This is a genomic window from Paenibacillus sp. FSL W7-1332 (genome assembly GCF_037969785.1).
Classification (GTDB): Bacteria; Bacillota; Bacilli; order Paenibacillales; family Paenibacillaceae; genus Paenibacillus_AQ.
The window spans coordinates 5,095,442-5,121,010 of the sequence record NZ_CP150209.1; the positions used below are offsets into that span (position 1 = coordinate 5,095,442).

General features: G+C 50.0%; 18 protein-coding genes. 4 read left to right on the forward strand and 14 right to left on the reverse strand.

Annotated features, from left to right (window positions below; translation table 11 throughout):
- Nucleotides 1-36: 36 nt before the first annotated feature.
- The 4 genes from MKX98_RS22980 to MKX98_RS22995 are packed head-to-tail and all read right to left on the reverse strand — an operon-like array spanning nucleotide 37 to nucleotide 2,805.
- A complete protein-coding gene (locus MKX98_RS22980; RefSeq protein ID WP_194543714.1) occupies nucleotides 37-375 on the reverse strand; it encodes a YrdB family protein in 339 nt (112 codons plus the stop codon).
- A 49-nt stretch (nucleotides 376-424) separates the two neighbouring features.
- The gene (locus tag MKX98_RS22985) at nucleotides 425-868 is read right to left on the reverse strand and encodes a DinB family protein (protein WP_194543715.1); all 444 of its coding nucleotides are present in this window, start codon (nucleotides 866-868) and stop codon (nucleotides 425-427) included.
- Nucleotides 869-888: 20 nt separating this feature from the next.
- Nucleotides 889-1,968, reverse strand: a complete 1,080-nt coding sequence (locus MKX98_RS22990) for a winged helix DNA-binding domain-containing protein (protein ID WP_339218560.1) — start codon at nucleotides 1,966-1,968, stop codon at nucleotides 889-891.
- A 48-nt stretch (nucleotides 1,969-2,016) separates the two neighbouring features.
- A complete protein-coding gene (locus tag MKX98_RS22995) occupies nucleotides 2,017-2,805 on the reverse strand; it encodes an ABC transporter ATP-binding protein (protein WP_339218562.1) in 789 nt (262 codons plus the stop codon).
- A gap of 334 nt (nucleotides 2,806-3,139) precedes the next feature.
- On the opposite strand from MKX98_RS22995, the gene MKX98_RS23000 reads away from it, so the two are divergent.
- Nucleotides 3,140-3,889: an MBL fold metallo-hydrolase gene (locus MKX98_RS23000; RefSeq protein WP_339218564.1), complete on the forward strand. Its 750-nt coding sequence runs from the start codon at nucleotides 3,140-3,142 to the stop codon at nucleotides 3,887-3,889.
- Here the strand turns inward: MKX98_RS23000 and MKX98_RS23005 are convergent.
- Together MKX98_RS23005 and MKX98_RS23010 are read right to left on the reverse strand one after the other, a co-directional pair.
- The gene (locus tag MKX98_RS23005; RefSeq protein WP_339224550.1) at nucleotides 3,886-4,875 is read right to left on the reverse strand and encodes a hypothetical protein; all 990 of its coding nucleotides are present in this window, start codon (nucleotides 4,873-4,875) and stop codon (nucleotides 3,886-3,888) included. The genes MKX98_RS23000 and MKX98_RS23005 overlap by 4 nt on opposite strands.
- Nucleotides 4,876-4,972: 97 nt before the next feature.
- Complete coding sequence (locus tag MKX98_RS23010) at nucleotides 4,973-8,311, reverse strand: DUF5107 domain-containing protein (RefSeq protein WP_339218566.1); 3,339 nt, start codon at nucleotides 8,309-8,311, stop codon at nucleotides 4,973-4,975.
- Nucleotides 8,312-8,479: 168 nt separating this feature from the next.
- On the opposite strand from MKX98_RS23010, the gene MKX98_RS23015 reads away from it, so the two are divergent.
- A complete protein-coding gene (locus MKX98_RS23015) occupies nucleotides 8,480-9,373 on the forward strand; it encodes an AraC family transcriptional regulator (protein WP_339218568.1) in 894 nt (297 codons plus the stop codon).
- A 371-nt stretch (nucleotides 9,374-9,744) separates the two neighbouring features.
- Here the strand turns inward: MKX98_RS23015 and MKX98_RS23020 are convergent, their stop codons facing one another.
- The 4 genes from MKX98_RS23020 to MKX98_RS23035 form a co-directional block, all read right to left on the reverse strand.
- Entirely contained in the window at nucleotides 9,745-11,850 is a 2,106-nt protein-coding gene (locus MKX98_RS23020) for an alpha-galactosidase (protein WP_339218571.1), read from the reverse strand.
- A gap of 100 nt (nucleotides 11,851-11,950) precedes the next feature.
- Nucleotides 11,951-13,564: an ABC transporter substrate-binding protein gene (locus MKX98_RS23025; RefSeq protein WP_339218573.1), complete on the reverse strand. Its 1,614-nt coding sequence runs from the start codon at nucleotides 13,562-13,564 to the stop codon at nucleotides 11,951-11,953.
- 122 nt (nucleotides 13,565-13,686) lie between these two features.
- Nucleotides 13,687-15,522, reverse strand: a complete 1,836-nt coding sequence (locus tag MKX98_RS23030) for a sensor histidine kinase (protein WP_339218575.1) — start codon at nucleotides 15,520-15,522, stop codon at nucleotides 13,687-13,689.
- Complete coding sequence (locus tag MKX98_RS23035; RefSeq protein WP_339218577.1) at nucleotides 15,500-17,041, reverse strand: response regulator; 1,542 nt, start codon at nucleotides 17,039-17,041, stop codon at nucleotides 15,500-15,502. The genes MKX98_RS23030 and MKX98_RS23035 overlap by 23 nt, the downstream gene beginning before the upstream one ends.
- Before the next feature lie 173 nt (nucleotides 17,042-17,214).
- Between MKX98_RS23035 and MKX98_RS23040 the strand changes: the two genes are divergently transcribed.
- A complete protein-coding gene (locus MKX98_RS23040) occupies nucleotides 17,215-18,192 on the forward strand; it encodes an ABC transporter permease subunit (RefSeq protein WP_339218579.1) in 978 nt (325 codons plus the stop codon).
- A gap of 19 nt (nucleotides 18,193-18,211) precedes the next feature.
- A complete protein-coding gene (locus MKX98_RS23045; protein WP_339218581.1) occupies nucleotides 18,212-19,105 on the forward strand; it encodes a carbohydrate ABC transporter permease in 894 nt (297 codons plus the stop codon).
- Between the two features lie 215 nt (nucleotides 19,106-19,320).
- Here MKX98_RS23045 and MKX98_RS23050 read toward each other — a convergent pair whose 3' ends face one another.
- From MKX98_RS23050 to MKX98_RS23065, 4 genes are all read right to left on the reverse strand, one after another.
- Nucleotides 19,321-19,458: a hypothetical protein gene (locus MKX98_RS23050; protein ID WP_339218583.1), complete on the reverse strand. Its 138-nt coding sequence runs from the start codon at nucleotides 19,456-19,458 to the stop codon at nucleotides 19,321-19,323.
- Nucleotides 19,459-19,625: 167 nt separating this feature from the next.
- Nucleotides 19,626-20,378, reverse strand: a complete 753-nt coding sequence (locus MKX98_RS23055) for a hypothetical protein (RefSeq protein WP_339218585.1) — start codon at nucleotides 20,376-20,378, stop codon at nucleotides 19,626-19,628.
- Nucleotides 20,379-20,484: 106 nt separating this feature from the next.
- The gene (locus MKX98_RS23060) at nucleotides 20,485-23,028 is read right to left on the reverse strand and encodes an AAA family ATPase (protein ID WP_339218587.1); all 2,544 of its coding nucleotides are present in this window, start codon (nucleotides 23,026-23,028) and stop codon (nucleotides 20,485-20,487) included.
- Between the two features lie 192 nt (nucleotides 23,029-23,220).
- Nucleotides 23,221-25,524 (reverse strand): glycoside hydrolase family 95 protein, encoded by a 2,304-nt coding sequence (locus MKX98_RS23065; RefSeq protein ID WP_339218589.1) that lies wholly within the window; start codon nucleotides 25,522-25,524, stop codon nucleotides 23,221-23,223.
- Nucleotides 25,525-25,569: the final 45 nt, after the last annotated feature.

Genomic DNA, 25,569 nt, shown 5'->3' on the forward strand with positions numbered 1-25,569 from the left:
CCCGCAGGGTGCATCTCCATCTATTTCTGCAATAAGCTACGGCTGCATTCTCCATTTTATCACGATGAAGCGGTTGACCAGAGCCACAAGGGCAAAAACGATGGCAAACGTAATAAAGCCCGAGTAAATCTGGCATGCCACCGCGATTGCAAACATAAGAAATTCGATAAGCAGTACCACGGCCAGCGGCAGCTTGATCCTTGCCTTCGGAGAGATGGTCATTCCCCAGACGACGGCTGCAAGCAGCGGAAGCCCAATACCGAGTCCGACCTGTGCCATGAGCCCTGAACCGTAGTGGAAGCCCCAGTAACCTATCGAAAATAATAGGATCAATTCCAGAATAAATCGAATAGCAAGATTCCATAATTTGAACATATTGGAGCACCTTTCGTTTCCTGTTGTACACCCATTTCCAATGCAGTAATCACAGCTCGATTTGCTCCAGATGATGGATCATATGATCCACATAGTCGTTAAACAACCACTCCAGTGTGACCTCCGTTTTATCGGGCAGCACGCATTTTTTCTGAAAATCTGATGAATCGGCTTTGTGCATGACTCGCAGAATCATCCGGTTCAAATGCTGCCACAGTGACAACACTTCCGATTGATCATATTGATCCTGGTAATCGTTCACCCGGACCCAATCGTTCTGCGTGTACCCCGAAATGGCAATCGGATAATCGGATAGCAAGATTTTCACAAACCGGATATGGTTATTGACCGCCGAATCGCAAAGGTGACCCAGGATCTCCTTCTTGGACCATTTATCAGGCGCAAGCTTCAGATTGAACTCCACCTCATCAGTCGACGTTACAATCTCTGTCATTTCGGTAATCAATGATTCCAGCTTCATGATGGACTCCATACGCTATTCCTCCTTCAAACTCATGATTCTACTCGTCCAATCGGCATTTCCATGAAATCACTGTAATGCTTAGTAGCCTCCCGAAACGCCTCTGCTCGATCGCCCAACGGCGAGAACGGACATAACGTGATTTCGATGCCGCTGCGCTTGATTTCCCTCTTCCAGGTACCAACCACTTCCCCTCCTGCCACCATCATCGGTTGAAAAACCCCGTTGCGATGGGGAGCGATCTTCGCATCGTGCTCTGTCTCTATGATCGCGCTGCGGTCCTTGTAACCCAAGTAATATTCATCAAAACCTGGAAGCAGAACCACCGAATCCGTATCAGCGGACACGGCCGGCGCAGTAACAGAGCTCCAGTATTCCGTGCCGTTGACAAAATCTAAACGAAGATTTGATTTGACCGCCTCAAAGCCTCGTTTAGCTTCCGTCAGCGTTAACCCGACCCACCACGCAAAATCCTGAATCGTTGCGGGTCCGTGACCGGTAAAATAACGAAGCGCCAGCTCCGCCAGCGATTCTTCGAGCGTCAGCTCCCTTGAATTCGGGACCCACTCATCGAGCAGCACAAAACTCTGCTGTTTGCCTTCATGCGGACCAAAACAGATCATGCCTGTCCGTCCCAAATATCCAAGAATATAATAACCGCGGCCGTTCTTGGTGCTGATCCCCGCTTCCTCCAGCAGTTCCATCAGTCTGGGACGGGATACGGGTGTGCAACCACTCAGCGCGTTGCCAATTATGGTTCGGCATCGATGGAGCGTACCTTCATCAAGCTCAAGTTCGGCCTGCTTCTTCTTGTCATTCGTTTGAAAGCGCGATTCCGTCAGCTTCACCATCCACTTCGCGTCCTCGGACGGTACGAAGAATATCGTCCCTCGCATCGGCCAGGTCAACACGATTTTGCGATCGTTCAGGGCCTGCTCCACATCGGATACCTTGGCGGACTGCGTACGGAGACCGATTCCCCAGACCGCTTGGTGATAATCCTGGGCTTGCACAGCACCGAGATTTCTGACGGCTTCCTCCGGAGTTTCATGCTTCATGCCTGTTATCCCTTGATTGAACAGCCTTCGATTCGCTATGATTCGATTTGGCACAATGGTCACTCTCCTAGGTCATGAATATCCCGCGAGCTTTTAAAGCGTTCATGATAAGTCCGGAATGGACATCCAGGCCCGATCATTCTGCCAGCTAACCTCGACCGGCGTCTCAAAAAACAAGGTCAAATTGTCGCTGGTCAGCATGTCCCGGGAACGCCCCTTCCCGAACACGGTGCCCCGGCGGATGAGCAAGGAGTGCGAGAAGATCGGCAGTATTTCTTCGATATGATGCGTAACGAACAGCAGGGTCGGCGCATCGGGCTTTGAAGCCAGTGCCGTAATGCTGGACAGCAGCGCTTCCCTCGACAGAAAATCGAGTCCATTACAGGCCTCGTCCAGTATCAACAGCCTCGGCGAAGCCATAAGTGCCCGAGCGATCAGCAGCTTCTGCTTCTCCCCTTGCGAACAAGTTTCATATGTACGCCCCAGCAGATGAATACAATTAAAATCCTTCATCAGCTGCTCGGCCTGTTCCCGGTCTGCTTCATCCACCTTCTGATACAGTCCGATCGAGGCGTGTTTGCCGCTAATCACGACGTCCAGCGTGGATTCGCTCGGGCGGATTCTTTCCTGTAGCGAGGAGCTGACCCAGCCTATCGATTTACGCAGTTCTCTTAAATCCACCCTGCCAAAACGATGCCCGAGCACCGAAACCGTGCCGCTGGTCGGCCAGATGTAACCGTTAATCATATTCAAAATGGTTGTCTTTCCGGAGCCGTTCAGCCCAAGAACCGCCCAATGCTCTCCTTGCTGTACGGTCCAATCCACGCCTGTAAGAACGGTCTTCTGCTCCCGTTGCCAGGTTACGTTATTCAGTTCAATCGTCGTATTCATCACTGCTCCCTCTCCTTCTTCAATCTGCTGCGTCACTTCGTTTCTCTTTTCAAGGATTATACCAGCAATTACATATTCCTCAATAGCGAGATGAAATCCAGTCGTATGAGCAGACTACGACTTGGAATCACGTTTTGTATCCGGGCCGGACATTTCATATATTAACGAGGATTCTGGCCTAGGAATTATATATTGACAACTAATTATTTTTGTGTTATGATATAATATTTTTCTATTTACATTGTTTTTCTGATTTGATACTCTACTTCTGCTCAGTCTTCTCTGGAAGTTGAAATCGGGAGAAGAAATCCCCATATAGTGGAGGTATGTAACCATGTTAATCGATCAAGGCATTCATATGCTGAACATATCAGCGGCCATGATGGGACGAATCGAAACGATCCATCCGACATTCCTATGGGATCATCAGAATCAGGTGCTTATCGATACCGGCTATCCCGGCCAGTTCCCGCTCATTCAAGAGCAGTTATCGCACATCGGGATTTCCGTTCAGGATGTAAGCAAAATTATTATAACACACCAGGATTTGGATCATATCGGCAGCTTGCCGGCCATGATCCAGCACAGCAACTACGCCCCTGAAGTGTTCGCCAGCGAAATAGAAAAGCCTTATATCGAAGGCGATACAAGGCTTGTCAAACTATCGCCCGAGGCCATTACACAAGCGCTGGCTTCGATGCCGGATAACGTGCCGCCGGAGTGGAGGAACGCGTTTAAACACACGCTGGAGAACCCTCCAACAGCACCAGTGAACCGCATGTTGCGCGACGGCGAGGAGCTGCCGTTTGGCGGCGGTATCATCGTGATCCATACGCCTGGCCACACCCCCGGCCATACCAGCTTATATCATATACCGAGCAAAACCCTGATTGCAGCGGATGCGCTGAACGTCAGAGAGGGACAACTAATCGGGCCGGATCCGGCAACCAGTTTTGATTTGGCTTTAGCCCAGCTCTCCTTGCAGAAGCTCACTCACTATGACGTCCGTAACGTGATCTGTTACCACGGCGGATTATTTACGGACAATCCCAACCAGCGCATTCGTGAATTGGCTTATGCTTAAGCGTTTGTCGGTCCACGGTCGATCAAGAAGACTTCGCTTCTTCTTTGATCATCAATCCAGCTAATCTCAAGGTACCACGTATACGTACCACCGGCCGGCACTTCGGCTGCTGCCTGACGATGCATGGCATACGAGAGATTATCAAGCAGCCCCGTCGCAGGCTCAAGCGCAAGATGGTACTGTCCCTGATAACCGCCATAGTTCGCCCATATCGCTAGATAAGGCACCTGCTCTTTAGGAAACATCATGCGGAGTCCTTCTCCCGCAACCGGATCGTAAATGGAGGCTGTCCCCTCCGGCAGCTCGCCAGCAAAATAAAACTTCTCCGCCGATGCTTCATGCCTGCTGGCCGTTCGATTCAATCGGATATGGGAGTTATCCACCCATGGCTGCGGCCATTTCCGAATATCACCGAATTCTCCCAATCGACCGTTCGCCGAGTACGATATGATGATCTCCCTCAGCTCGTTGGGAACGATAATCTCTGCGCCTTCATCGATTTGAAACAACGGATGCGCGGCCCACAGGAAAGAGAATGGGAACGGGCTCGGATTATGAACGGCATAATCGATCCGCAGGGTATCTTCACGGGGGAAGAAGTAGGTTTTGCGCAGCTGATAAGGAATTCGGATTCCCTGCACGCTGCAGTGAAGCTGTTCTTCCTCGCTGTGCGCGTCCCATGGAATGGACCATACCTCGCCATGATCCGGAAGCTCCGTTCCTTCCCATGGATACGCGGGATACCGGCAGACATTGATTGTAGGAAACATTTCGTCCCAGCCGCTGCCGTCCCGCTTTCCGAAGGAGCTAGCATACTCGTTCGTTTCCAGACCTCCAACAGGCTGCACCAGCCACTCCCGGCCTGTTCTGCGATTGCGAAGCGAGATGACCCTGCTTCCGAGTTCAGGCACCACGGCCATCTCCATCACCACCGTGCGCCCTGTCCAAACCTCATATCCATCCAGCATTCCTTTGCTCCAGATCATCATCGTCATCCTCCTCCGTTATATCAACGCATCACCCGGAATGCACAAATGCTCAAAGACCGTTCATAACGGCCCTTGAGCATGAAGTGTCAAACTCTTACATCAACGTCTTGCAAAGCTCCAAATGCAGCGCAGCTCCTTGATGGTGAGACTCCAGCTGCAGCACCTCGCGGAACAGGGTTTCCGCGGACTGCCGGTCACCAAGTCCTAGATGCCCAAGCCCCATCATGTAGCGGCAATGAATTTCGTTTCTTCGGTCCAGATCTTCATCAAACACCAGGAAGTCCGGCAGCGATACGGCAAAATAATCAATGCTCTGAGTCTCGAATATATGCTTCTCCCCGTAATCGATCAGCTTGTTAAACCGGCTGCGGGCTTCATTCTCCCGGCCCAGCCTCCGCAGCGCGGCCCCTTGATAAAATATCATGTGCGGCGGCTGATCGTTGTAATACATCGCGCTGGTCGGCTCATCCAGCCCCTCCGAAGCTTTCAGGAAGCACGCCTCCGCCTCTTCGGACAAGCTCAGTCCCTCGTATGCGCAGCCCATGTAATAATCGATGTTATTCTCCTGCGTTCCCGTGAGCTTCCCTTCATTGATGTTGAGCGGATATTGCTTGGCGGCAAGGAGCTGCTCTACGGCTTCCTCGTAGCGACGATCCTGAAGCAGCTGCTTCGCTAGCTCCACACGGGCCAATACATACTGGGCCGGCACCTTTCCCTCGCCACCTTCCCAAGGGTGAAAGTTGCGTTTCAGAATCAATGCCAGCGCCTCCTCATACAGATTCAGCGTATTGTTCAGCGTCAAATATTCCAGAAATAAATCGTCCCGCTGCTCAACCAGCTCCATGCGCTCTTCCATTGCTTTCAAGCGATCAGCCGGAGCATGACCGAGCTTTTTATACAATTGGTCCAGCTCGTAGAAGACCCTGGCGTCCGCCGGATTCAGCGAGAAGGCGGTTTGCAGGGATGCCAATGCCTTATCGTGGTCCTGTCTCTTGTTATAGTAAGCGAGGGCCAAATTCCGATGCGGCGTAGCGAAGCTGTCATCCAAAGCGACCGAAGCTTCCCAGCTGCTTATGGCTTCCTCGTAGCGCTTCTTGTCGTACAGCAAATTCCCTAAGTAGTACAACGCCTTCGCATCCTGCGGCTGTACGCCGAGCGCCTGCTTTAGCGTCACGTAGTCATGCAGGGAATTCGGGAAACAGTACGACGGATCGGCCTCCGAGGCCAATCGGTAGCAAGCGTATGCCTCTTCCGCCCGGTTCATCTTCATTAGAGCACTGCCCTGGTAGTAATAAACCATCGGATAGACGGCAGATGCCGTAAGGCGTTCGATGCGCTGCAGCACATCCAAAGCGTCGCCATATTGGCCTGCATCCGCATAGTCCTGAGCTACGGCGATATAATTATGCGGATTATGGTGCAGAAGCTGGACAAGCGATTCGTAAGCATGCCGACTCTTGTCCTCTTGCTTCAGTTCTTGATATACGGCTGCCAGCTCGTTCATCGCGCCCGCATCCATGGGATCCAGCTTAAGCGTTTCCTCAAGCCATGATGCCGCTTCTGTCAAGCGCCCCTGCCTTCTTAAAATGATGCTCTTGAGATGCCGCGCTTTATAATTACGGTACTGGGCTGCCAGGGACCGTTCGATCAGCTCGAACGCTTCCTCATATTCCTGCTTCTCGCAGGCAATCTGGGCTAAAGCCAGATATCCCGCCCCTTGCCAAGCCCCCGACCAGACCGATTTGTACAGATAAGCGTACGCTTCATCCAAACGGCCCTGCCACTTCAAGGCTTTGCCCAAATGATAGAACGGTTCGCTGTCAAAGGGCCGGGCGTTGTGGCGGGTCAAGGTTTCGATGGCTTTATTAAAATAAACCTCACTCTGCGTAAAGCACCCTCTGCGCAGCAGGAGCAAACCATAGGCATTGTTCAGCCTTGCGTCTCCCGCATCGCGCCGAAGACCTTCCACATAATAGGCTTCCGGTTCATAGGTTGCGTGACGGTACTGCTCCAGATGCTGCCCTGCCAAGAACAGCGCTTCGGTATTCTTCAGGTCCTCCGGCTTGCCAATCGCCGTGGCCGGGTCCGGCGTTCGCTCCAAGGTACGCGGCTTGGGCTGGTAAGCGACCAGCTCTTTGCCGTCCGCAGCGAATACCGCGACCCGCACATCCTCCTCCCTCATACCTGGGGAGAGTTCGATTTCGGCCTGGAAGGTATCGGCCGGCGACAGCTTGACCTTTCGATCCAAATAGGTACGTCCCGCTCCGGTCAACAGGATGCGAGCCTCTTCGATAACCGAGGTTGCATAAGCATGTACAACGGCCTTGCGACCGTGGACTTCGAGATTCACGGCGGCGTCAATGGACGCATTCTTCACGAGCCCAATGTCTTTATAGGGCATGAAGTACTGCTTGAAGCTTTTCTCCTCATACGGCGCCAACCAGGTGAAATCGGGCTGGTTATCGGTATACACGCCGGTCATGAGCTCGATGTACGGGCCGTCTTCGTCGGTCAGATTGCGATCCCAGGCCTGGCCGAATTCGCCGTGCCCCCACGTCCACTGTTTTTTGCCGGGAGATATATATTTATTGGCGACATGCAGAATCCCCGCTTTCAAGCCATGGTCATATCCGCCAACGAAATCGTAGTCCGAATGATAGGCCATATAGGAGGTCGGAACGGGAATGTTGCGATACATGGAAATATCGACGCCCGCCGAATAGTCCTGCTTATAATACGTGCCGGTTGCGATCGGGAATTTGGACACGTCCCGCTTCCCATGGTCGAACACCGCATGAACGTCCGGCGGAAATACGGACTGGGTATGATCGTTGACCGCTACAGCCGGATTCGCCCACCACAGAAAGGTCTGCGGCTCCGAGGTCCGATTGTACATTTGCGCGTGAATTTCAAGATACGCCTTGCCCGGATACAGCGTGAAGCCGGTAGACACTTTCGTGCCGTACATCCGGTCGATCTCGCCGACCCATACCGTCTTGCTGCCATCCGGCTGATCCGTTAAGCTCCACTCCACCTCGCCATAGGTGTTCGGACGGTGGTGCTGCGGCCAGTTGAACTCGATTCCCCCGGATATCCATGGACCCGCAAGGCCAACCAAAGCCGGCTTGATCACTTGATTGTGGTATACAAAATCATAGTTGTTGGTTTTATCGATGGCCCGGTAGATGCGGCCTCCAATCTGCGGCATGATCTGAATCTGCACGTACTCATTTTCAAGGAAAATGATCCGGTAGGGCTTTAATACTTTTTCATCGTAAATTTTATCGATGACCGGCAGCGGGTAGACACGCCCCGAGCTCCCCTGATACACCCGTTTCTCCAAAAACATCGGGTTCAGGTCCGGCTTCCCCACTTCATACGTGGGAATCTCCACGGTCTCTTCCCGTACGCTCACTTGCCGTTGTTTTGTCATGAGTCGTCATCCCTCCGTTAGCATCCGCGTAGGCTGCGTTATGTCTCTATCTTATAAGCCCGCCTCCCGAAGAGCCATTGACGATATCATGTTGATGATGGATTATATTCTGATTTTCTAATGCTCAATCCGGTTGACAACAATTCCGCTCCGATTCATAGTAAAGCTATGGATACCATACGAAAACCAGACGGATTCGAATCCCAGAAAATCATGGTCCTCCCGGATCATATTATGAAAGAGGCTGCACGGCATCCGCTTGTGGAACCTCTGTACGTGACCGACATCGGGTACTTTCCGCGTGCGCTGCATCACTACCGGGAACGCCCGGAGGGCAGCGGCGCGTACATCTTGATCTACTGCGTGGAGGGGGAAGGCTGGTATCGATTGAACGGCGGCAAAACCCATTCTCTGCTCAAGGGGCAGGCGGTTGTCATCCCGCCGGAAACGGCGCATGAATATGGATCCTCGGAGTTTCATCCCTGGAGCATTTACTGGTGGCATATGAAGGGGACGCATGCAGGTTTATTGTTCGAGGGTTTTACCGACGCAGCCGAACCCGCCGTCGTTCCGGTCGAACAGTCTAGGAGTATCGTGGAGCTGTTTCAGGAAAGTTACGAGCTGCTGCAAAAAGGGTATACGCTGAACCATATCATCCATGTCTCGCAGCTCGCCAGCCACTTGGCAGCCATCATCCGCCTTGCCCGGCTTCAACCGCAGCGGGGGCAACACCAGCACAACAAGCATGACATGGAGCGGACGCTTCGGTTCATGAACGAGCATCTGGAGGGGCATGTGAGCCTGAAGGAGCTGGCGGCCTACGCCAACCTGTCCATACCTCACTTCACCTTCCGGTTCAAGGAAGCGACGGGCTACTCCCCCATCGATTACTATCTGCGGCTCAAAATCCAGCGGGCCTGCCAGCATCTGGACCTGACCGGCCAGAGCGTCAAGGAGATCAGCCACCGTCTCGGCTTCCAGGATCCTTACTACTTCTCGCGGCTGTTCAAAAAAATCATGGGAAAATCCCCTTCCGAATACCGAGATACCCGGAAGGGGTAGGATTTCCTGGTTATTTCCTTATACTGAACCCAAGCTTTGGTTCGATTGACCACACACTTTTTTAGACTGGGAGGAAATCATGATTAACAAATTCATACCCTGTCTAGTCATGTTTGCCATTATTATTTGTGGATGCAGCAATAACAGCAAAGAAAAAGATGAGCCTGTGAATAAATATGTAGGGTACGTCGTTCAAAAAGAAGATGGTAGGATTTGGTAACCCGTTATGATGAAAAATCAGATTTGAACGACGCAATATGGACCCATTTCCTAAACTCCAATATGGGTCATACTTATACGTTGTATAGTCAACCGGAAAAAGCGTCGTATCGCGAAAGGCAATACGACGCTTTTCTATTTCAATCTCATTCCTATCTCTGAATCCGATACACCAAGCTGTCAAAATCCCCGCGCAGCGGCAGCTCGATCCCGATGTTCATGAGTGCCCTGCCGCTCCACGTTCCATCAAGTCCCTCAATGGCATACGACTGATCGGCTTGCAGTCCGGTCAGCCGCAGTCGCGGCAGCGGCTCGCCCAGCTTCTGGCTGTGCAGGAACGCAAACAGCACGTTGTCGCTGCCGTCTTCGCTGCCGTACTGCACGGCCGTTACGCCTTTATGCCGAAGCGAGTCGAGGCGATACTGGCTGCCGAACTGAACCAGATGGCGAATGGATTTATACTGTGCGACATATTCGGCCGATTCCGCAATCAGCTCATCGCTCCACTCATTCAGGTTGGAGCCGATGCCGAGCGTTCCCATCATGGCGCTGTGGAAGCGGTATTTCAGGGATACCTGTCTGCGATTCATCCCTGTCGGCGATTCCGTCACCCAGCAGGTCATCATCCGCGGAGCATACGTGTACGAGAAGCCCTCCTGAATGCTGAGGCGGTCAAAGGCATCGGTGTTATCGCTCGGCCAGGATTGGTCGGCATACCGGAAGATGCCAAGATCGATGCGCGCTCCGCCGCCTGCGCAGGTTTCAAACGCCACATGCGGGAATTTGCGCCGAAGCTCTGCCCAGATCTCGTACAGGCTCTGAACGTGGCGAATCCAGATCTCCTTCTGGCGGTGAAGCGGATGGTCCTTCATGCCGGGTTCGGTTACGGTCCGGTTCATGTCCCATTTAATGAACTTGATGTCATGCTTCTCCAGCAGGTCCGTCATAAACTGCAGAATGTAGGCCTTAACCTCCGGCTTTGAAATGTTCAGCAGCAGCTGATTGCGAAGCTCCGAGCGCTCCCGCGTCTCGAAATGGTACACCCAATCCGGGTGCTCCCGGTACAGGTCGCTGTCCGGATTGACGGCCTCCGGCTCCACCCAGATGCCGAAATCCATGCCGAGCTCATGCACCTTGTCAATCAGCTCGCCGAGACCGTTCGGGAACTTCTCCCGGTTCACGAACCAATCGCCTAGCCCGGCGCGATCATGGTTGCGCCCGCCGAACCACCCGTCGTCCACGACGAACAATTCCACGCCCAAACGCGCGGCTCTTTCGGCCAAAGCCATTTGATCCTTGGCATTGACATCGAAGTACGTCGCTTCCCAGGAGTTATACAAGACCGGTCTCGTTTCACGGCCCGGCAGGACATCCGAATACTGAAAACGGTGCAGCCGCCGACTCATCCCGCCAAAGCCCCCGCTGCTGTATCCCCCGACGAAGCCGGGCGTATCGAAGGCTTCTCCCGCTCCCAGCACCCACTCGCTGTCGAAATCATTGATGCCTCCGGTCACCCGGACATGATCGAACACCGTCCGCTCGGCCGTAATCCTCCAGTTCCCGCTCCAGGCCAGCGCCCCGAACCAGACCTGACCCGCCGACTCCGTGGCGTGTCCGTCATCCATTGCAAACCAGGGGTTGGCATGACTGTCCGTAAAACCCCTGCGGGATTCCAGCACCTTCTTGCCTTCGGTGAGGAAGGTGCTGCGCAGTTGAAATTCGCCGGACCATTTTCCCGTCACGTGCGTGAGGCGGTAATCCGCCAGATAGGGGATGACCCAGGCCGCGGATTGCGCGTTCTCCAGCACGATATCCGCCTCGCCGCGGTTGACGATCCGGGCCGAACGTTCGATCAGGTCGCACTCGGGAATCGTCCGGTAGGACAGTTCTACTTCGAGTGGGTACGCTTCGTCCTTCATAACAATGATCAGCGTCTCTCTGCCTTCCGTCTGCAGCGTGCGATGCCCGGCATAACGAACCGCCAAGTCGCGCACACCATCCGGCATGCGGACCTTCAGGCTGGGCTCGCTGTATTTGACTCCGCCCCAGAAGCTGTATTCCTCCACCTCCGAATGGACTTCCGCATCAAACGAGCTGTGCGATCTCGGCCGCAGCAGCGGCGCTGCATCTTCGATCGCGACCGGCTCTCCCCAGTATAGATGCTGCAGGTTGCCGCTGTCGTTGATGCCGAACAGATAGGAGCTGTTATCGGTTTGTATCGCAAACACGCGAAACTGTTCTTGGTATTGAATGGTCACAGAATATCATCCTTCCGATTCATGTTGATATCGTTTTTGCCTGTTCAAGAAAAAAAGGAGAGCCAAAAGACGAAGCATCTTTTGACTCCCCTTGGCCAGATTATTTGCCCCACAGCTCTTGACGTTTGTTGAAGTTGTCCGTATAAATCTTCTCCAGCTTGGCCAGGCCAGCCGCCTCGATCTCGGCCATCATCTGGGTATAGGATTCCACCACTTGGTCCTCGGACGGCGACAGGGCCATCTTCAGGAAATATTTATTGATGGTGTCGTTCACCTTCGTTTCCATAATGGCTTCCGGCGTTCCGCCAGCAGGACCCAGGTTATCGTACGGTGCCGTATCAAACGACGTATCGGCCAGGTTCTTGATCGCCAGATCCGTGACCGGATCGGTCTGGTAACGGCCCATCAGGTCATACGGGGTTCCGTCCTCGCCGGGACCGTTCTTGATCATCCAGGTCCACTTGCGGATGCCCGTCGTACGGGAAGCTTCGTCCCAATTCTTCTTGAAAGCGTCCAGCACTTCTTGTCTTGGCACATGCTTGCCGTCCTTCATGTCCCAATGCTCGCCCTCTACTCCCCACATCAGCAGATACTGGCCTTCCTCGCTGGCCAGGAAATCCAGCAGTTTCATCGTCCGGACCGGATCCTTGTTGGAGCGGCTGATGGCGACGCCGTCCCAGCCCAGGGAGCTCTTCGGTCCGTAAGTGGCCTCTTCCGGCTTCACGCCCGGAGCCAGCACTTTATATTGGTAGAACTGACGCTCTTCCTCGGTGGCCTTATCGGCTGCTTCGGTTTTGAGCAGCGCATTCGCATTGCCTACATTCCAGAGCGCTTCCGCCGTGGCAAATACGTTGCCGTTGCCGAGCTTCTGCTCGAACTGCTTGGTCTTCATCGTTGCCCATTCTTTATCGAGCAGGCCTTTGCGGTAAAGGGAATTCAGATATTTGACCATTTCGAGATAGCGCGGATCGCGGACGTCCTTCTTCAGCTCTCCGTTCGTTTCATAATACGGCATCATGCCGTACATGCCCTTAAAGCTGCCGGTCACCGCTCCGACATTCTCGCCGTTGAGCGTCATCGGAATGCTTTCTTTTCCATCGATGGTTGGATATTTCTCCTTAAACTTAACCAGCAGCTCCTCGAATTCCTCCGCGGTAAACGGCTCGCCGTTGTTCACCTTATCGCCGACGCCCAGCTCCTTCATGATGTCCATGCGCATCATGAATCCGAATACCGGGTACTGCTCCAAGCCGTACCAGTTGGAGAAATAATAATTGTTGCCGTCCTCGCTTCGCGTTTTGGCGAGCGTGTCGCCGTACATTTTTTGGATATTCGGTCCGTGCTCTTCAATCAGGTCATTCAGCGGGATCACCGCGCCCGAGGTAATATACTTGTTCATGATATCGCTTCCACGACTCATCAAAATAACGTCCGGAAGATCGCCGCTGGCGAGCATCAGATTCAGCTTCTCAACCGGATTGCCCGTAGGCTGCTGGATCTCGACGGTGACGCCTGTTTTTTCCGTAATCACTTTAGCGACCGGATTCGTAAAGGCATCCCCCGTGTTTTGGTCAAACCAGGTTAACGTGATCGGTGCATTGCTGTCCGTCTCCGTACCGCTGTCTCCGCCCGATGCCTCCTTCTGGTTGCCGCCGCAAGCCGACAGCGTTGTCATAACGAGCGCTGCCGCCAGCATCAATTTTAGTTTCTTCATTCCCTGAACCCCTTTCTAAGGTCGTCATATCCAAAAGCTCGAATATATCTATCATTGTAAAAACCGGGAGTTCATTGATCTATAACGCAATCTTACAATCCATGATGCAAAATGTCTTTCATTCAGGGTAACGCCTGCTGCGGGTCCCGTTCGTTTGCAGGATGCCTATCGGAGATTACAGGTATCCGAATGGTCACCGCGGTCCCGATGCCGAGCCGGCTGAAGATGCTGACGCCATATTCCTCCCCGTAGGTCAGTTTGATCCGGTCATCCACGTTTTTCACGCCGTATCCTGACAGAGCATCCGATTTGTTGAGCGCGCGGTCGAGCTGTTCGGGGGTCATGCCAATGCCGTCGTCAATGACCTGGAGCAAGATGTCGTTCCCCTCCCGCCCCAGCTTCACGTTAATGTTGATTCCCGATTCGTCCCCAATGGCATGATTGATGCAGTTCTCGATGAAGGGCTGCAGAATCAGCTTGATCGTCGTGTTCCCGAACAGCTGCTCATCCAGGTCGTAATGCATATGAAGCTTGTCCCGGAACCGGATCTTCTGAATCGCGACATAATTCTTCACCAGGTTGATTTCCTGCTCCAGCAGAATGATGCGCTTCCCTTTATTCAGCGACACCCGGTAATACTTGGCCAAATAATTGACCATCTGGTACACCTGCATAGCCCCTTCTTTGATCGCCAGCGAAGAGATCGAGGACAAGGTGTTGTACAGAAAATGGGGGTTGATCTGGGCCTGAAGCGTATTCAGCTCCGACTCCTTCCTTGCGATCTCCTTCACGTACACGTCATGGATCAGGGATTGTATGGTCGCGGCCATCTTATTGAACGCAAAGGACACCTGGCCGATCTCGTCATGCCCCATCGGCTTAATCGACAGCCGGAAATCCCCGCGCTCCACCTTCCGGATCTGCTGCAGCAGCACCTCGATGCGCTTGGTCATGACCTTCGTCGTAAAATAGAGCAGCAGGATGGCAATGCCAATCGCCAGCATGGAGAACCAGATGACATTCTTGGTCGCCTGATTCGCATTGGCCAGCAGCTCGTCGTAGGGCACGGTGATGACCGTGGACCAACCGTTGCTGAGCTTTTTATACGTGAAAAAACGTTCCTGGCCGTTAATCTTCATATCGAATGAGCCCGCATCCTGGGTCATCCGCTCCTGAATCGGAAACACGTCGAACAGCTGGTTCGATTGGAGGTTCTGATCCCCCGTGCTGATCACGCCGCCAAACTCGTCGACAATATAGACGCTTTTGTTGTCGTTCTCCATTTTGATCAGGGAGTAGAATTCGTTCGCGTTAATATCCATGGTCAATATCCCGTACGGATGCTGCAGGCTGAAATAACTTAACGAACGGGCAATGGTGATATGTGCATCATCGGCCTTGAAATTCCCGGAATGGAAGTACACCGTATTGCCGGCGGCATCCAGCACCTGCTCCTCCATCGCCCGGGGCAGCTCTTCCGTATATTTGACGTATTGACCGTCGGAATAGAGGGTATGGTTCCCCGTATAAATCGTGATGCCCAAAATGTTGGCATTCAGGGTCATCAGGGACGGCAGCGTCCGGTTGATATATTGGAAGGCGTCCAGATAATAGTACGCCTGCTCATAATCGGTAGACAGATAATTGCGTAGCTGCGCATCCATGTAGAGGATGTTCGACAGCTGATTGTAATACTCCAGCCGCTTCTCCACGTTGGTGTTAATCTGTGCCAGCGATCCGCCCAAGGCCGTATAGGTATGCTCCGTAATCGTGCTGCGTGTAGAAGAATACGAATAATAGATCAGCAGCGAGAACGGAAGGATGATCACGATCAGAAAGATGAAAAAGAATTTGTGCCGGAGCCGCCAATTGGTGTATGCGCGTAAGTGCGCGAACGGGAAAGCCCCTGCCAGACGGCTCCACGGGCCGGACGGGCTAGATGTTTTTGCGGTATTCATTCGGCGTAACTCCTTGGCTTTTTAAGAATAAGGAAATGAAGTAGGATGTGCTCTCATAACCGACCCTTTGGGCGATGTCCTGCACCTTGAGCGAATCGTCGGCCAGCAGCTCCTTGGCTTTGTTCAGCCGGATTCTCGTTAGGTAATCATGGATCGTCATGCCGGTTTTCTCCTTAAAGATGGAACGCAGGTAGTTAGGAGACAGATACACCTGATCGGACAAGCTGTTGATTGTAATGGCCTGGTGATAGGTCTGGTCGATCGTCGTGCGCACCTGGTGCACCAGCCTTGCATTTTTGTCCATGAACCGGTGTTCCAGCGTCCGAATCGCATGCCCGGCAAAATCCATGATGATCGCTTCGATTTCAATAATGGTTCGGCACTGATAGATGGAATGGTATAGCTCCGCCCGCTTGTGGCTCTCCGTGATCGGTTCATGAATCCCCTCCAGCAGACGCTCCACCAGTCCGATGGCAAAGTCGCACACTTCGTTTTTGCGGATTCGCAGCATGACCAGCCGGTTGAAGTAATCCCGCACCTTCTGCGCGGCCTGCTCGGACGCCAGCTGATGAATATCCTCGAAATAGGCCGCTTCTTGGAAAGGGGGAATTTGCCGGCTCCCCAGCTGCCGCAGCACGTCCTTGGCATAGATGACTCTCCCGTTCCCGACGTAAAACATCTCCTCCAGCATCTGCCGCGTCTCCCGGTATACATCCTGGATGCGGGACAGCTCTTCCGGCTCCTCGTTCACGGCCGCGGTCATCGTAAAGCCCAGCGTATGCTGCATCTGCTTCAGCAGATCCTCCCACGTAAAGCGGCTCAGATGACTGGCGGCATCCATGAAGATGCCCAGCTCGCCTTCCCGGCAGATGACCAGATCCGCTTCGAGTTTCTTGTCCGCAAGCCACTCCTCCATAAACGTCTGCAGACGCGCCATGCCATCCTCGAGGGACAGTCCCGGCTGTGCAGCGTGCGGAGCATCGATGCCGAGCAGCGTAAGGGTATACGTTCTCGGCTCCGTATGGCGGGACAGTTTATGGTAGCTGGCAGCGAGGTTTCGGAATCGCTCCTCGTTCTGCTCGAATATCATCTCTCGTACAATATTGGACTTGGTTACGCGAATGGAGCGGTTCTTCATCCGCACTTCCTCGCAGCGCCGTTTGACTTTATCGATAACGCTTACAATTTCGCTCAGATCCAGCGGCTTCAATAAATAGCCGACGGCTCCCACGTTTAAGGCCGACTTCACATAATTGAATTCATCGTGTCCGGTCAGGAAGACGAACTGAATCCAGTCGAATAACTCACTCACCCGTTTCGCCATATCAAGCCCGTTCATAACGGGCATCTGGACGTCCGTCAGTACGATATCGGGCTGAATCACCTCGATCTTCTCCAGGGCATCCCTGCCGTTCAGGGCTGTTCCGGCTACATATATTCCCATCTCTTCCCAACGAATATAATCTCGGATCATCTCAAGCTCCAGCTCTTCGTCATCTACGAGAAAAATGCTATACATGCTCATACCCCCTGTTCGGCTTTATCCCTTCATATTATAGCGATTTCGTTTTTTTAACTATGGGAATTCGCGATGTAAGTTATTTTCAAGCATCTTTCGTTACATTGTCATATCGACACTCGTTTTTTCCGAGTCTTATAATTTGAGTTAACTTGAGATGCGAGGTGCCCCATATGAAACCTGCTACAACCTTACAGACGCGGAGTGACTTGAACTTGAGTCCTCATCGAAAAAGCCGCTGGGCCATGCTGAAGCAGCAGAAGTATCTATTCCTGATGATGCTGCCCGGACTGATCTGGGCCATTGTGTTTGCGTATACGCCCATGGTTGGCCTATACATGTCCTTCGTCAATTACCAGCCGACGCTCGGCGGCTTCTGGTCGACCCTGTTCACGAGCGAGTTCATCGGCCTGGAATGGTTCCGTTACTTCTTCAACAACGGCGACTTCTGGATCGTCATGCGAAATACGCTGGCTTCCACGCTGATCACGCTGCTCTTCTCCTTCCCGATGCCGATCCTGATCGCCATCGCGATTAATGAGATCAAGAACGTGAAATTCAAAAAGACCGTGCAAACCGCCTCCTATCTTCCCTATTTCATATCCTGGGTTATCGCGGCCAACATCATCGTGACCCTGCTCTCCTCGGACGGCGCGATTAACGGCATATTGAAATTCCTACACATCACCGATGAAAGCGTTTTATTCCTGCAGAACGGCAAGTATTTCTGGTGGATCGTTGCACTCGGCAATACGTGGAAGGATATGGGCTACAGCTCGATCATGTATTTGGCGGCCATCTCGTCCATCAACCAGGAGCTCTATGAAGCGGCCAAGGTCGACGGCGCCAACCGTTTTAAGCAGATCCGGTACATCACCCTGCCCCACCTGAAGCCAACGATTGTCATTTTGCTGATTCTGGCGCTTGGCGGCATCCTGAACGCGGGCTTCGACCAGCACTTCCTGCTCGGCAATGACCTGACGCGGGATTACTCCGACGTCCTGTCCACCTATTCGTTCCGCTACGGTATTCAGAACGGCATGTTCTCCTATGCGGCAGCCGTCGGCATGTTCAGCTCCGTGGTGGCATTCATCATCGTGGTCATCGTCAACTATACGGCGAAGAAGCTGAACGGGCAGTCCCTATTCTAAACCATAAGGAGGTACATCCATGTTAAGCAAAAAAACCATGCCCGAGCGTATCTTCGATTCCTCTTTATACCTGTTCCTGACCGGCATCTTCCTCGTGACCTTCTATCCGTTCTGGAACATCCTGGTCATCTCCTTGAATGATGCAACCGATACGATGCGGGGCAACCTGTACTTCTGGCCGCGCGTGCCAACGATCGAGAGCTACCTGACCATCTTCCGGAATCCGGAGATCTGGAGCGCCATCAAGATCACCGTGCTGCGGACCGTCGTCGGGACGGCGGCATCCATCTTCTTCATCACGCTGCTCGCCTATCCGCTCAGCAAGCGCAATCTGCTCGGGTGGAAATACTTCTCCTTCTTCTTTGTGTTCACGATGTATTTCGGCGGCGGGCTGATCCCGACGTATATGATCATCAAATCCCTGGGGCTGATCGACTCCTTCTGGGTCTATATCTTCCCTGGCTTAATCGGCGTGTTCCTGATGATTCTGGTGCGCACCTTCATGGAGCAAATCCCCGGCGAGATCGAGGAATCCTCCAAAATCGACGGCGCTAACGACCTGCAGACGTTCTTCCGCATCATCATGCCGCTGTGCGTGCCGGTGCTCGCCACGATCGGCCTGTTCCTGGCCATCGGCCATTGGAACTCCTGGTATGACTCCTATGTGTATACCTACAAGCCGGAGCTCAAGACCCTGCAGGCCGTCCTGGTCAAAATCCTCAACCAGTTCCAGACCGCCGGCATGATGTCCGATGCCCAGCAGTTGGCGCAGGGCTCCAAGCGGATCCCGGTCTCCAGCGAAAGCATCCGGATGGCGGTGACCATGGTCGCCACGCTGCCGATCATTATGGTGTATCCTTTTGTGCAAAGGTATTTTGTGAAGGGGATTATGATGGGGGCTATAAAGAGTTAGATTGTTGGGGAATTGAAGAGAGCCCTTACCCGGGAGGGGTAAGGGCTTGTATTTTACGAAATCTTTCTCGATGTAAGTATGTTAATATGAAACATTCCCAGACTTTTGTTGAGTTATCTCGTGAACGGCTTCATCAATCTGCTCTTTAGTAACAATTAAAAGATTAGAAGTATCAAAAGTGTTTTTTTTCAGCAAATCTTAAATAATGAAGATATCTAACCAATTTTAATAAATGCTCTTAACTTCTCTTCTGACCAAGGAATAACGACTCCAAATCTTCCAAGTGCAGAAGCATTGATTGCCCCTCCCATTAAGTGTTTTCTACTAACTAAATGCTCTATTTCAATAGCCATAAAGCATCTTGCATTATGATTTTTTTTCAGTTTTAATTGTCTTTGTTATTTACAATAACTTTTCTGAAACACCATTTGAAATCAATTTCTCGATTTAAATAAACGCTATATATTTAAATATCGATAAATCAAGTAACGAAACTTTCATCTGAAATATTAAAAGAGAATTATCTGTAGATTATATTTTTAACATTGACCCACAATTTTTTCACGACTTTATTTTTTCTCCGGTTTTTTTTCATTATCATCTCTTTAAAGATCATCATTACACCAAATACTGTTAATGTCATAGCTAATAATAATAACGACGAATAGATATTCCACCACTCTGGAACCCACTCAAGAGGAATAATCATGTGAGAGATTGTAAAATAGAGAATCGCAACGCTTATCCAAAATAAAAATACGGATAGATGATATATGATTCTAAAGATGTTTGCGAGAATAACGAAAAAAGGGTTACTAAAGGAATCACTTACAAACTGCTTATAATCCTCATAGATAATGTCATGAGCATTCCAGAATTCTTCCTCGACCATAAGATAAAGTCCTTGTAACATTTTTAACAACTCTCGTTCATTAATCCGGTTATTTTCTTGTTTATATTTAGAGTGAGCCTCTTTAAAATCATAAAAATAACCCAGTATAAACGATGACCCTATATATCTGATTTTTGATTCCTTCCCCGAATACTCCTGCACAAAAGAATCAATTAAATCAAATTTCCTTGTTTTCTCTTCCGTTTTCACTATAACTGATAACATCTCAAACATAGGAAAATAGACTTCACTATAACTGATACTTAGTTCTTTTAAAAAAACTTCTCTTTTCTTAATTCGATAGTTAAACTGGTAACCTATATAAGCTGTTATCAGAGCGACAATAATGACCGAAATTTCAATACCAAAAACATTGGTCATAATATACTTCCCCCTAATAATCTAATCTTCTAATGAATGAAGAGAACGATCCAATAGAAGACCTATTCCTTCATAATTATTTTATTCAATACTATACTTGTTGGTACTAGTATTTAAACTTGAGATCAAGTAGTTCAAAATGAGATAACAACTCTTCATATAAAGGCTTTGGTGCACCTATTGGCTGGGAATGTCGTGAACCTTTTCTGCTTGTTTGCTCATAAAGTTCACACAGTTCATCAATTAATTCACTCTCAATACCCTTCAGCGAATCAACACTATTCATTCTGATATTAGGGCGATATCTCGAAATTATGCCACTTAAAAGTTTTTGTTCTACATAATCTTCAAGATATCCACTCATTAGATCGTATACATTTCGCAGCTCATACTCTGTTATATCCAATATGCTTCTTTGTTTAAAAGATTGAATTCTTTTATTTATCTCTCTATGTCGCTCTTTCATGGCACCTATATTATCTATTGCTTTATTAGCTTCTATATGAACTTGGCTTGATAATCGTGTGACTTTGTTAATTTTGTCCTTTCCAGGATCGCTTACCAACATGTTAAGAAAAACAAGATTATGAGTGAAAACAAAAACTTGATTCCCCTGATCAACTAATTTCATGATCCGTTTTGAGACATACTGCATCTTATCTTCATCTAAACTATTTACAGGATCATCAAAAATATAAACTCCTTGGTAGTTGTTAAGTTCAGATTGGGCAAAGAAATCTGCAAGAGAATGTATCTTTCTTTCTCCTTCACTGAATATTTGGGATAACTTTTTGTCATTTAAACTGTATACACGTTTGTTTACATCTCCTCTAGTACTGGTTTTGAGTCTCCATACATCAGGAGGAGAGAACTCTAAGTTTTCATATTCCTTTTTTAGCAAGTTCTCAAACTGCTTCATGATTTCTTCATTCATAAATTTAGTTTTCTGCTGTGCAAGCGAACGCTTAAATCTCGACAATTCACTTTTCCTTTTATCAATTACAGATATAATTTCATTAAGTTCAAAAAATTCAATAACCTTATGTTTATACAGCATAAGATCACGACCTATTACTAAGGGCTCAATTTGTTTTTGTAGTTCTAGTATTTTTTGTTTTTTCTGATCAAGTGAGCTCTTTAGCTCTACTGATTTAGTTTTCAATTGAATATGGAGTTCTAAGTAAAATTCGCAAAACTGTTTTATAGTTTCATAAATAGACTCCACATTAAGCGTACCTTTACTAACAAGTACTTCATGAATCTCTTCAAATGATTTTTTAACATCATTAGAATCAATACACTTTTGCCCAATTTTATTTATCTTATCAAATTCAGCTTCAATTCTAGGTTCAGTAGAAATCAGACTATCTAATAAGACCAGTACATTGTTTAGTCTAGAAATTGCTGCTTTTATTTTGTCCTCTAATCCTCTTAATTTGCTAGAGTGTTCAACCTGCAGTTCTCTATAAAGAGAAATTAATTTTTTTGACAGATCGGATTCTAGAGGCTGATGGCAATATACACATGTTTCTTCATTAAACTTTCTTTGCTCATTAGCTTCAAGAGAATTAACAAATTCAATACTAGTTGAAATGAAATTACTCCATGTTGTATTACTTATCCAGCTTTCAGGAACTATCCCTGAGTGAGCTGTCTGCCCATCTAATGCTAATTTAGCTAAATTGTAATCCGAAATTAATTTATTCACTCTGGTAAGGCTTTCCACTGTATATGATAATGTATACTCTTCATCATGAAAGCTACCAAATGTTCCAAGAATTTTACCAGTTTCAATTACAGCATTATCAATATTTCTTATGCTTTCTGTTAATTCTTCTCTGTTTAACAAGTCCAAAGATCTCTGTAAATGCTCTAATTCTTTGCTTTGTCCATCATTAAATACATGTTGATGAACCTTTTCTTTCGTAAAATTTCCAGTTAAAATGAATGGAACTTTTTCACTCAAAAATTCCTTTATCTGTTGAGCATCTTCTTTTCTCCGTCCTAATAAAAACAACATTTTCTCTTCTAGTGTTTCTAATACTTCTCTGATGTACACAAAATACTCACTTTTTAAATGTGCTAAATCAAACTCATTGATTTGGTCTTGTTCAACAATCACATTCGAAATTTGATTATCAAACAACATAATCCCAGTATCAGGATTACTTTCTTTTGAAGTCCATATTATATTCTGCTCCGACCCATTACAAATACAGGTGATTTCGACAACTGAGTTATTGTTACTCCCATATATACTTGGGATAACTTGTTTTGAATCTTTACCTAATACCTTACACAAACCGGTATATATCGTACTTTTTCCAGCACCATTCTTACCATAGAACACATTTAAACCAGGATTTAAAGTCATTTTTTCACTTAGATTCAAAAGACCAACATTTTCAATTTTTTCGATAGTTGCAATTCTATGTATATGTCTTTTTGGGTTCTGAACGGGATCATGATCTGCAGGATCGACCTCAGCTTTTTCAATAGTGCTAGAGATTTCTAGATTAAATAATTTAATAAGAAGCTCATCTATTATCTGTGACGTAAAACTATCATCTAGAACACCTGAGATCACTGGTTTTAGCCACGATGAACTTCTATACAGTGTCGAACTTTTCAGAAACTCAATTGCGTTCAATTGAGGCACCTCCAAATATGATAAATACTCTCATACAGTTATTCGACATAGTTCTAGAATCATCCTCCAAAAGAACCAATAGATTTGAAAAATTAACCTCTGGTAGTTCCGCCAGAGGTTAATTTTATGGTAATACCCTCTATCATCAGACTCAAAAAGCTTAACCCCATCATAAGAACTACAAATATATGACTAAAGACCCATCCCCATCTCCCTCCCCCCATAAAACACCCGCACACTCCCATCCTCATTCCCCTTCACCCTCGCCTCAACCAGCTTCCCTTGCTCCCAGCTCATATCCACCTCAATATTCCCTTTCGCCTTCAGCCCTTTCACACTGCCCGTCGGCCACATCGCCGGCAGTGCAGGCAGAAGATGAATCTCGTCTTCGTAGCTCTGCAGCAGCATCTCCGCAATGGCGGCGGTGCCGCCGAAGTTGCCGTCGATGACAAAGATGTTGGCCTCGGCTCCGGCTACGCCGGGCTTGGAGTAGGTGAGCATGTTGTCGAAGCACAGCTCCCCGATCAGATGGGCGATATGCTGCACGGCTTGATCCCCGTCATGCAATCGGGCGTAGGAGAGTCCGAACAGCGCCGCGGTAAATTCGATATCCTCCAGGTCGGGCCGGCTGTTACGGTTCTCCAGTGTCACTCGGGCTGCCGCAGCGAGTTCCGGCGTACGATGCGGCGTGATTTGGCTGCCGGGATACAGGGCATATAGATGCGACAGATGGCGATGCTCCGGCTGCGCCTCCTCATAGTCCTCCAGCCATTCCTGCAGCTGCCCCTTTTTACCGATCATCAGCGGAGGCAGTTGATCCAGCGCCGTCTGCCACTGCTGCCGAAGCGCCTCATCCACGCCCAGCGTCTGTGCTGCCTTCACGCAGAACGCCAGCAGATCCCGAACCTGGACCTGATCCATGGTCGGGCCCATGGACAGCTGCTGATGCCCATCCTCCGGATGGCCGGTATAAAAGCTGTTCTCCGGCGAATTCGACGGACCTGTGACCAGCCAGCCATACTTCGGATGCACGGTCATGTAATCCATGAAAAAGGCTGCGGCCTCCTTCAGGACGGGATAAGCCAGCTCCTCCAGAAAAGCCTGATCGCGGTTGTACGCGTAGTGCTCCATCATATGCGTCGCGATCCACAATCCGCCCGTCACGTTCAGCCCCCAGGAGGTTCCCCACCCCGGTGATGCAAATCCCCAAGCATTGGAGAATACATGGGCCACCCAGCCTTCGGCATCGTAATAATGGCGCGCCGCCGAGCGTCCGGCCACCGATAGCTGCTGGATATACCGCATGAGCGGCTCATGGCTCTCGCTCAGGTTCGCGGCCTCCGTCGGAAAATAGTTCATCTGGGTGTTCACATCCAGGTGATAGTCACAGCTCCAGGCCATTTTGTTGGCTTCGCCGTCATTCCATATGCCTTGCAAATGCATGGGCAGGATGGAGTCTTGTCGTGACCCGCTAATGGTCAAGTACCGGCCATATTGATAAAACAACGCAAACAATGCCGGATCATCCCGCTTGCCCTGCTTAAACCTGCCGATCCGCTCGTCCGTAGGCAGACTGGAATGCTGACTGCTTCCCAGATCTAAGCTTACACGGGCATACAGCGGCTGATAATCCGCCAGATGCTTGGCTCTCAGCGCGTCATATCCCAGCAGCACAGCCTGATCCAGCTGCAACGCGCTTTTCTCACGCCAGCCCTCACCTTCTTGACGGTAATCCGTATTCACCGCAAAATAAATCGCCGCCTCATCCACCCCGGCTACGCTTATGGTGTCATCCGTGCAGCTCACCTGCCCGCCTTCCGTTACGACGCGCAGCTGGCCTTGGCAGGACACCCCGCACTCCCCGTTGCTATGTACGCTTTCCAGCGCCTGTCCCTGGAATTCGATCGTATCCTTACTAGTAACGACAGCATGAAAAGGACCATTCTCGCCTCGAATCGAAATGCGGAATGACACGCCTGACGAACCCTGGCTGCTGCGGATCCGCGCAACAATGACCTGATCGGCATGGGAAGCAAAGACCTCTCGCGTCATCTCCGCTCCATCGATCTCGCAAAAAGAACGTGCCACCGCCTCCTCCAGATCCAGTTCCCGATGGATTAGCGGCTCAACTGCTGCATCTTGTCTCCCGCCTTCGGATGGCTTCACGTTATGATCAAACTCCAGAACGACTTGGCATAGTCCCAGATTGGTGCCAAAATTCAATTTTTCCGGCTCCAGGAGCTTCTTGGCCAGTCGATCGCCTTCGCGATAATTGCCCTGGAAGAAGTGCTTCCGCATCTGCTCCAAATCCGCTTTGCTGTTGCTTCGCCCTTGAGCCGGCTCCGGCTGGCCAGACCAATAGGTGGTTTCGGAGATATTCCATATTTCTCTGTCAGGAGTGGATACCACCACATTCCCCATTCGGCCATTGCCGATCGGCAGCCCTTGCGACCAGCCCTGAGCCGGTTTCGTATACCAAAGCTTCATTTCTGACATGTTCATTCTCCTCTTCATCTGATTTTCCAATATCGAGACAAGCAC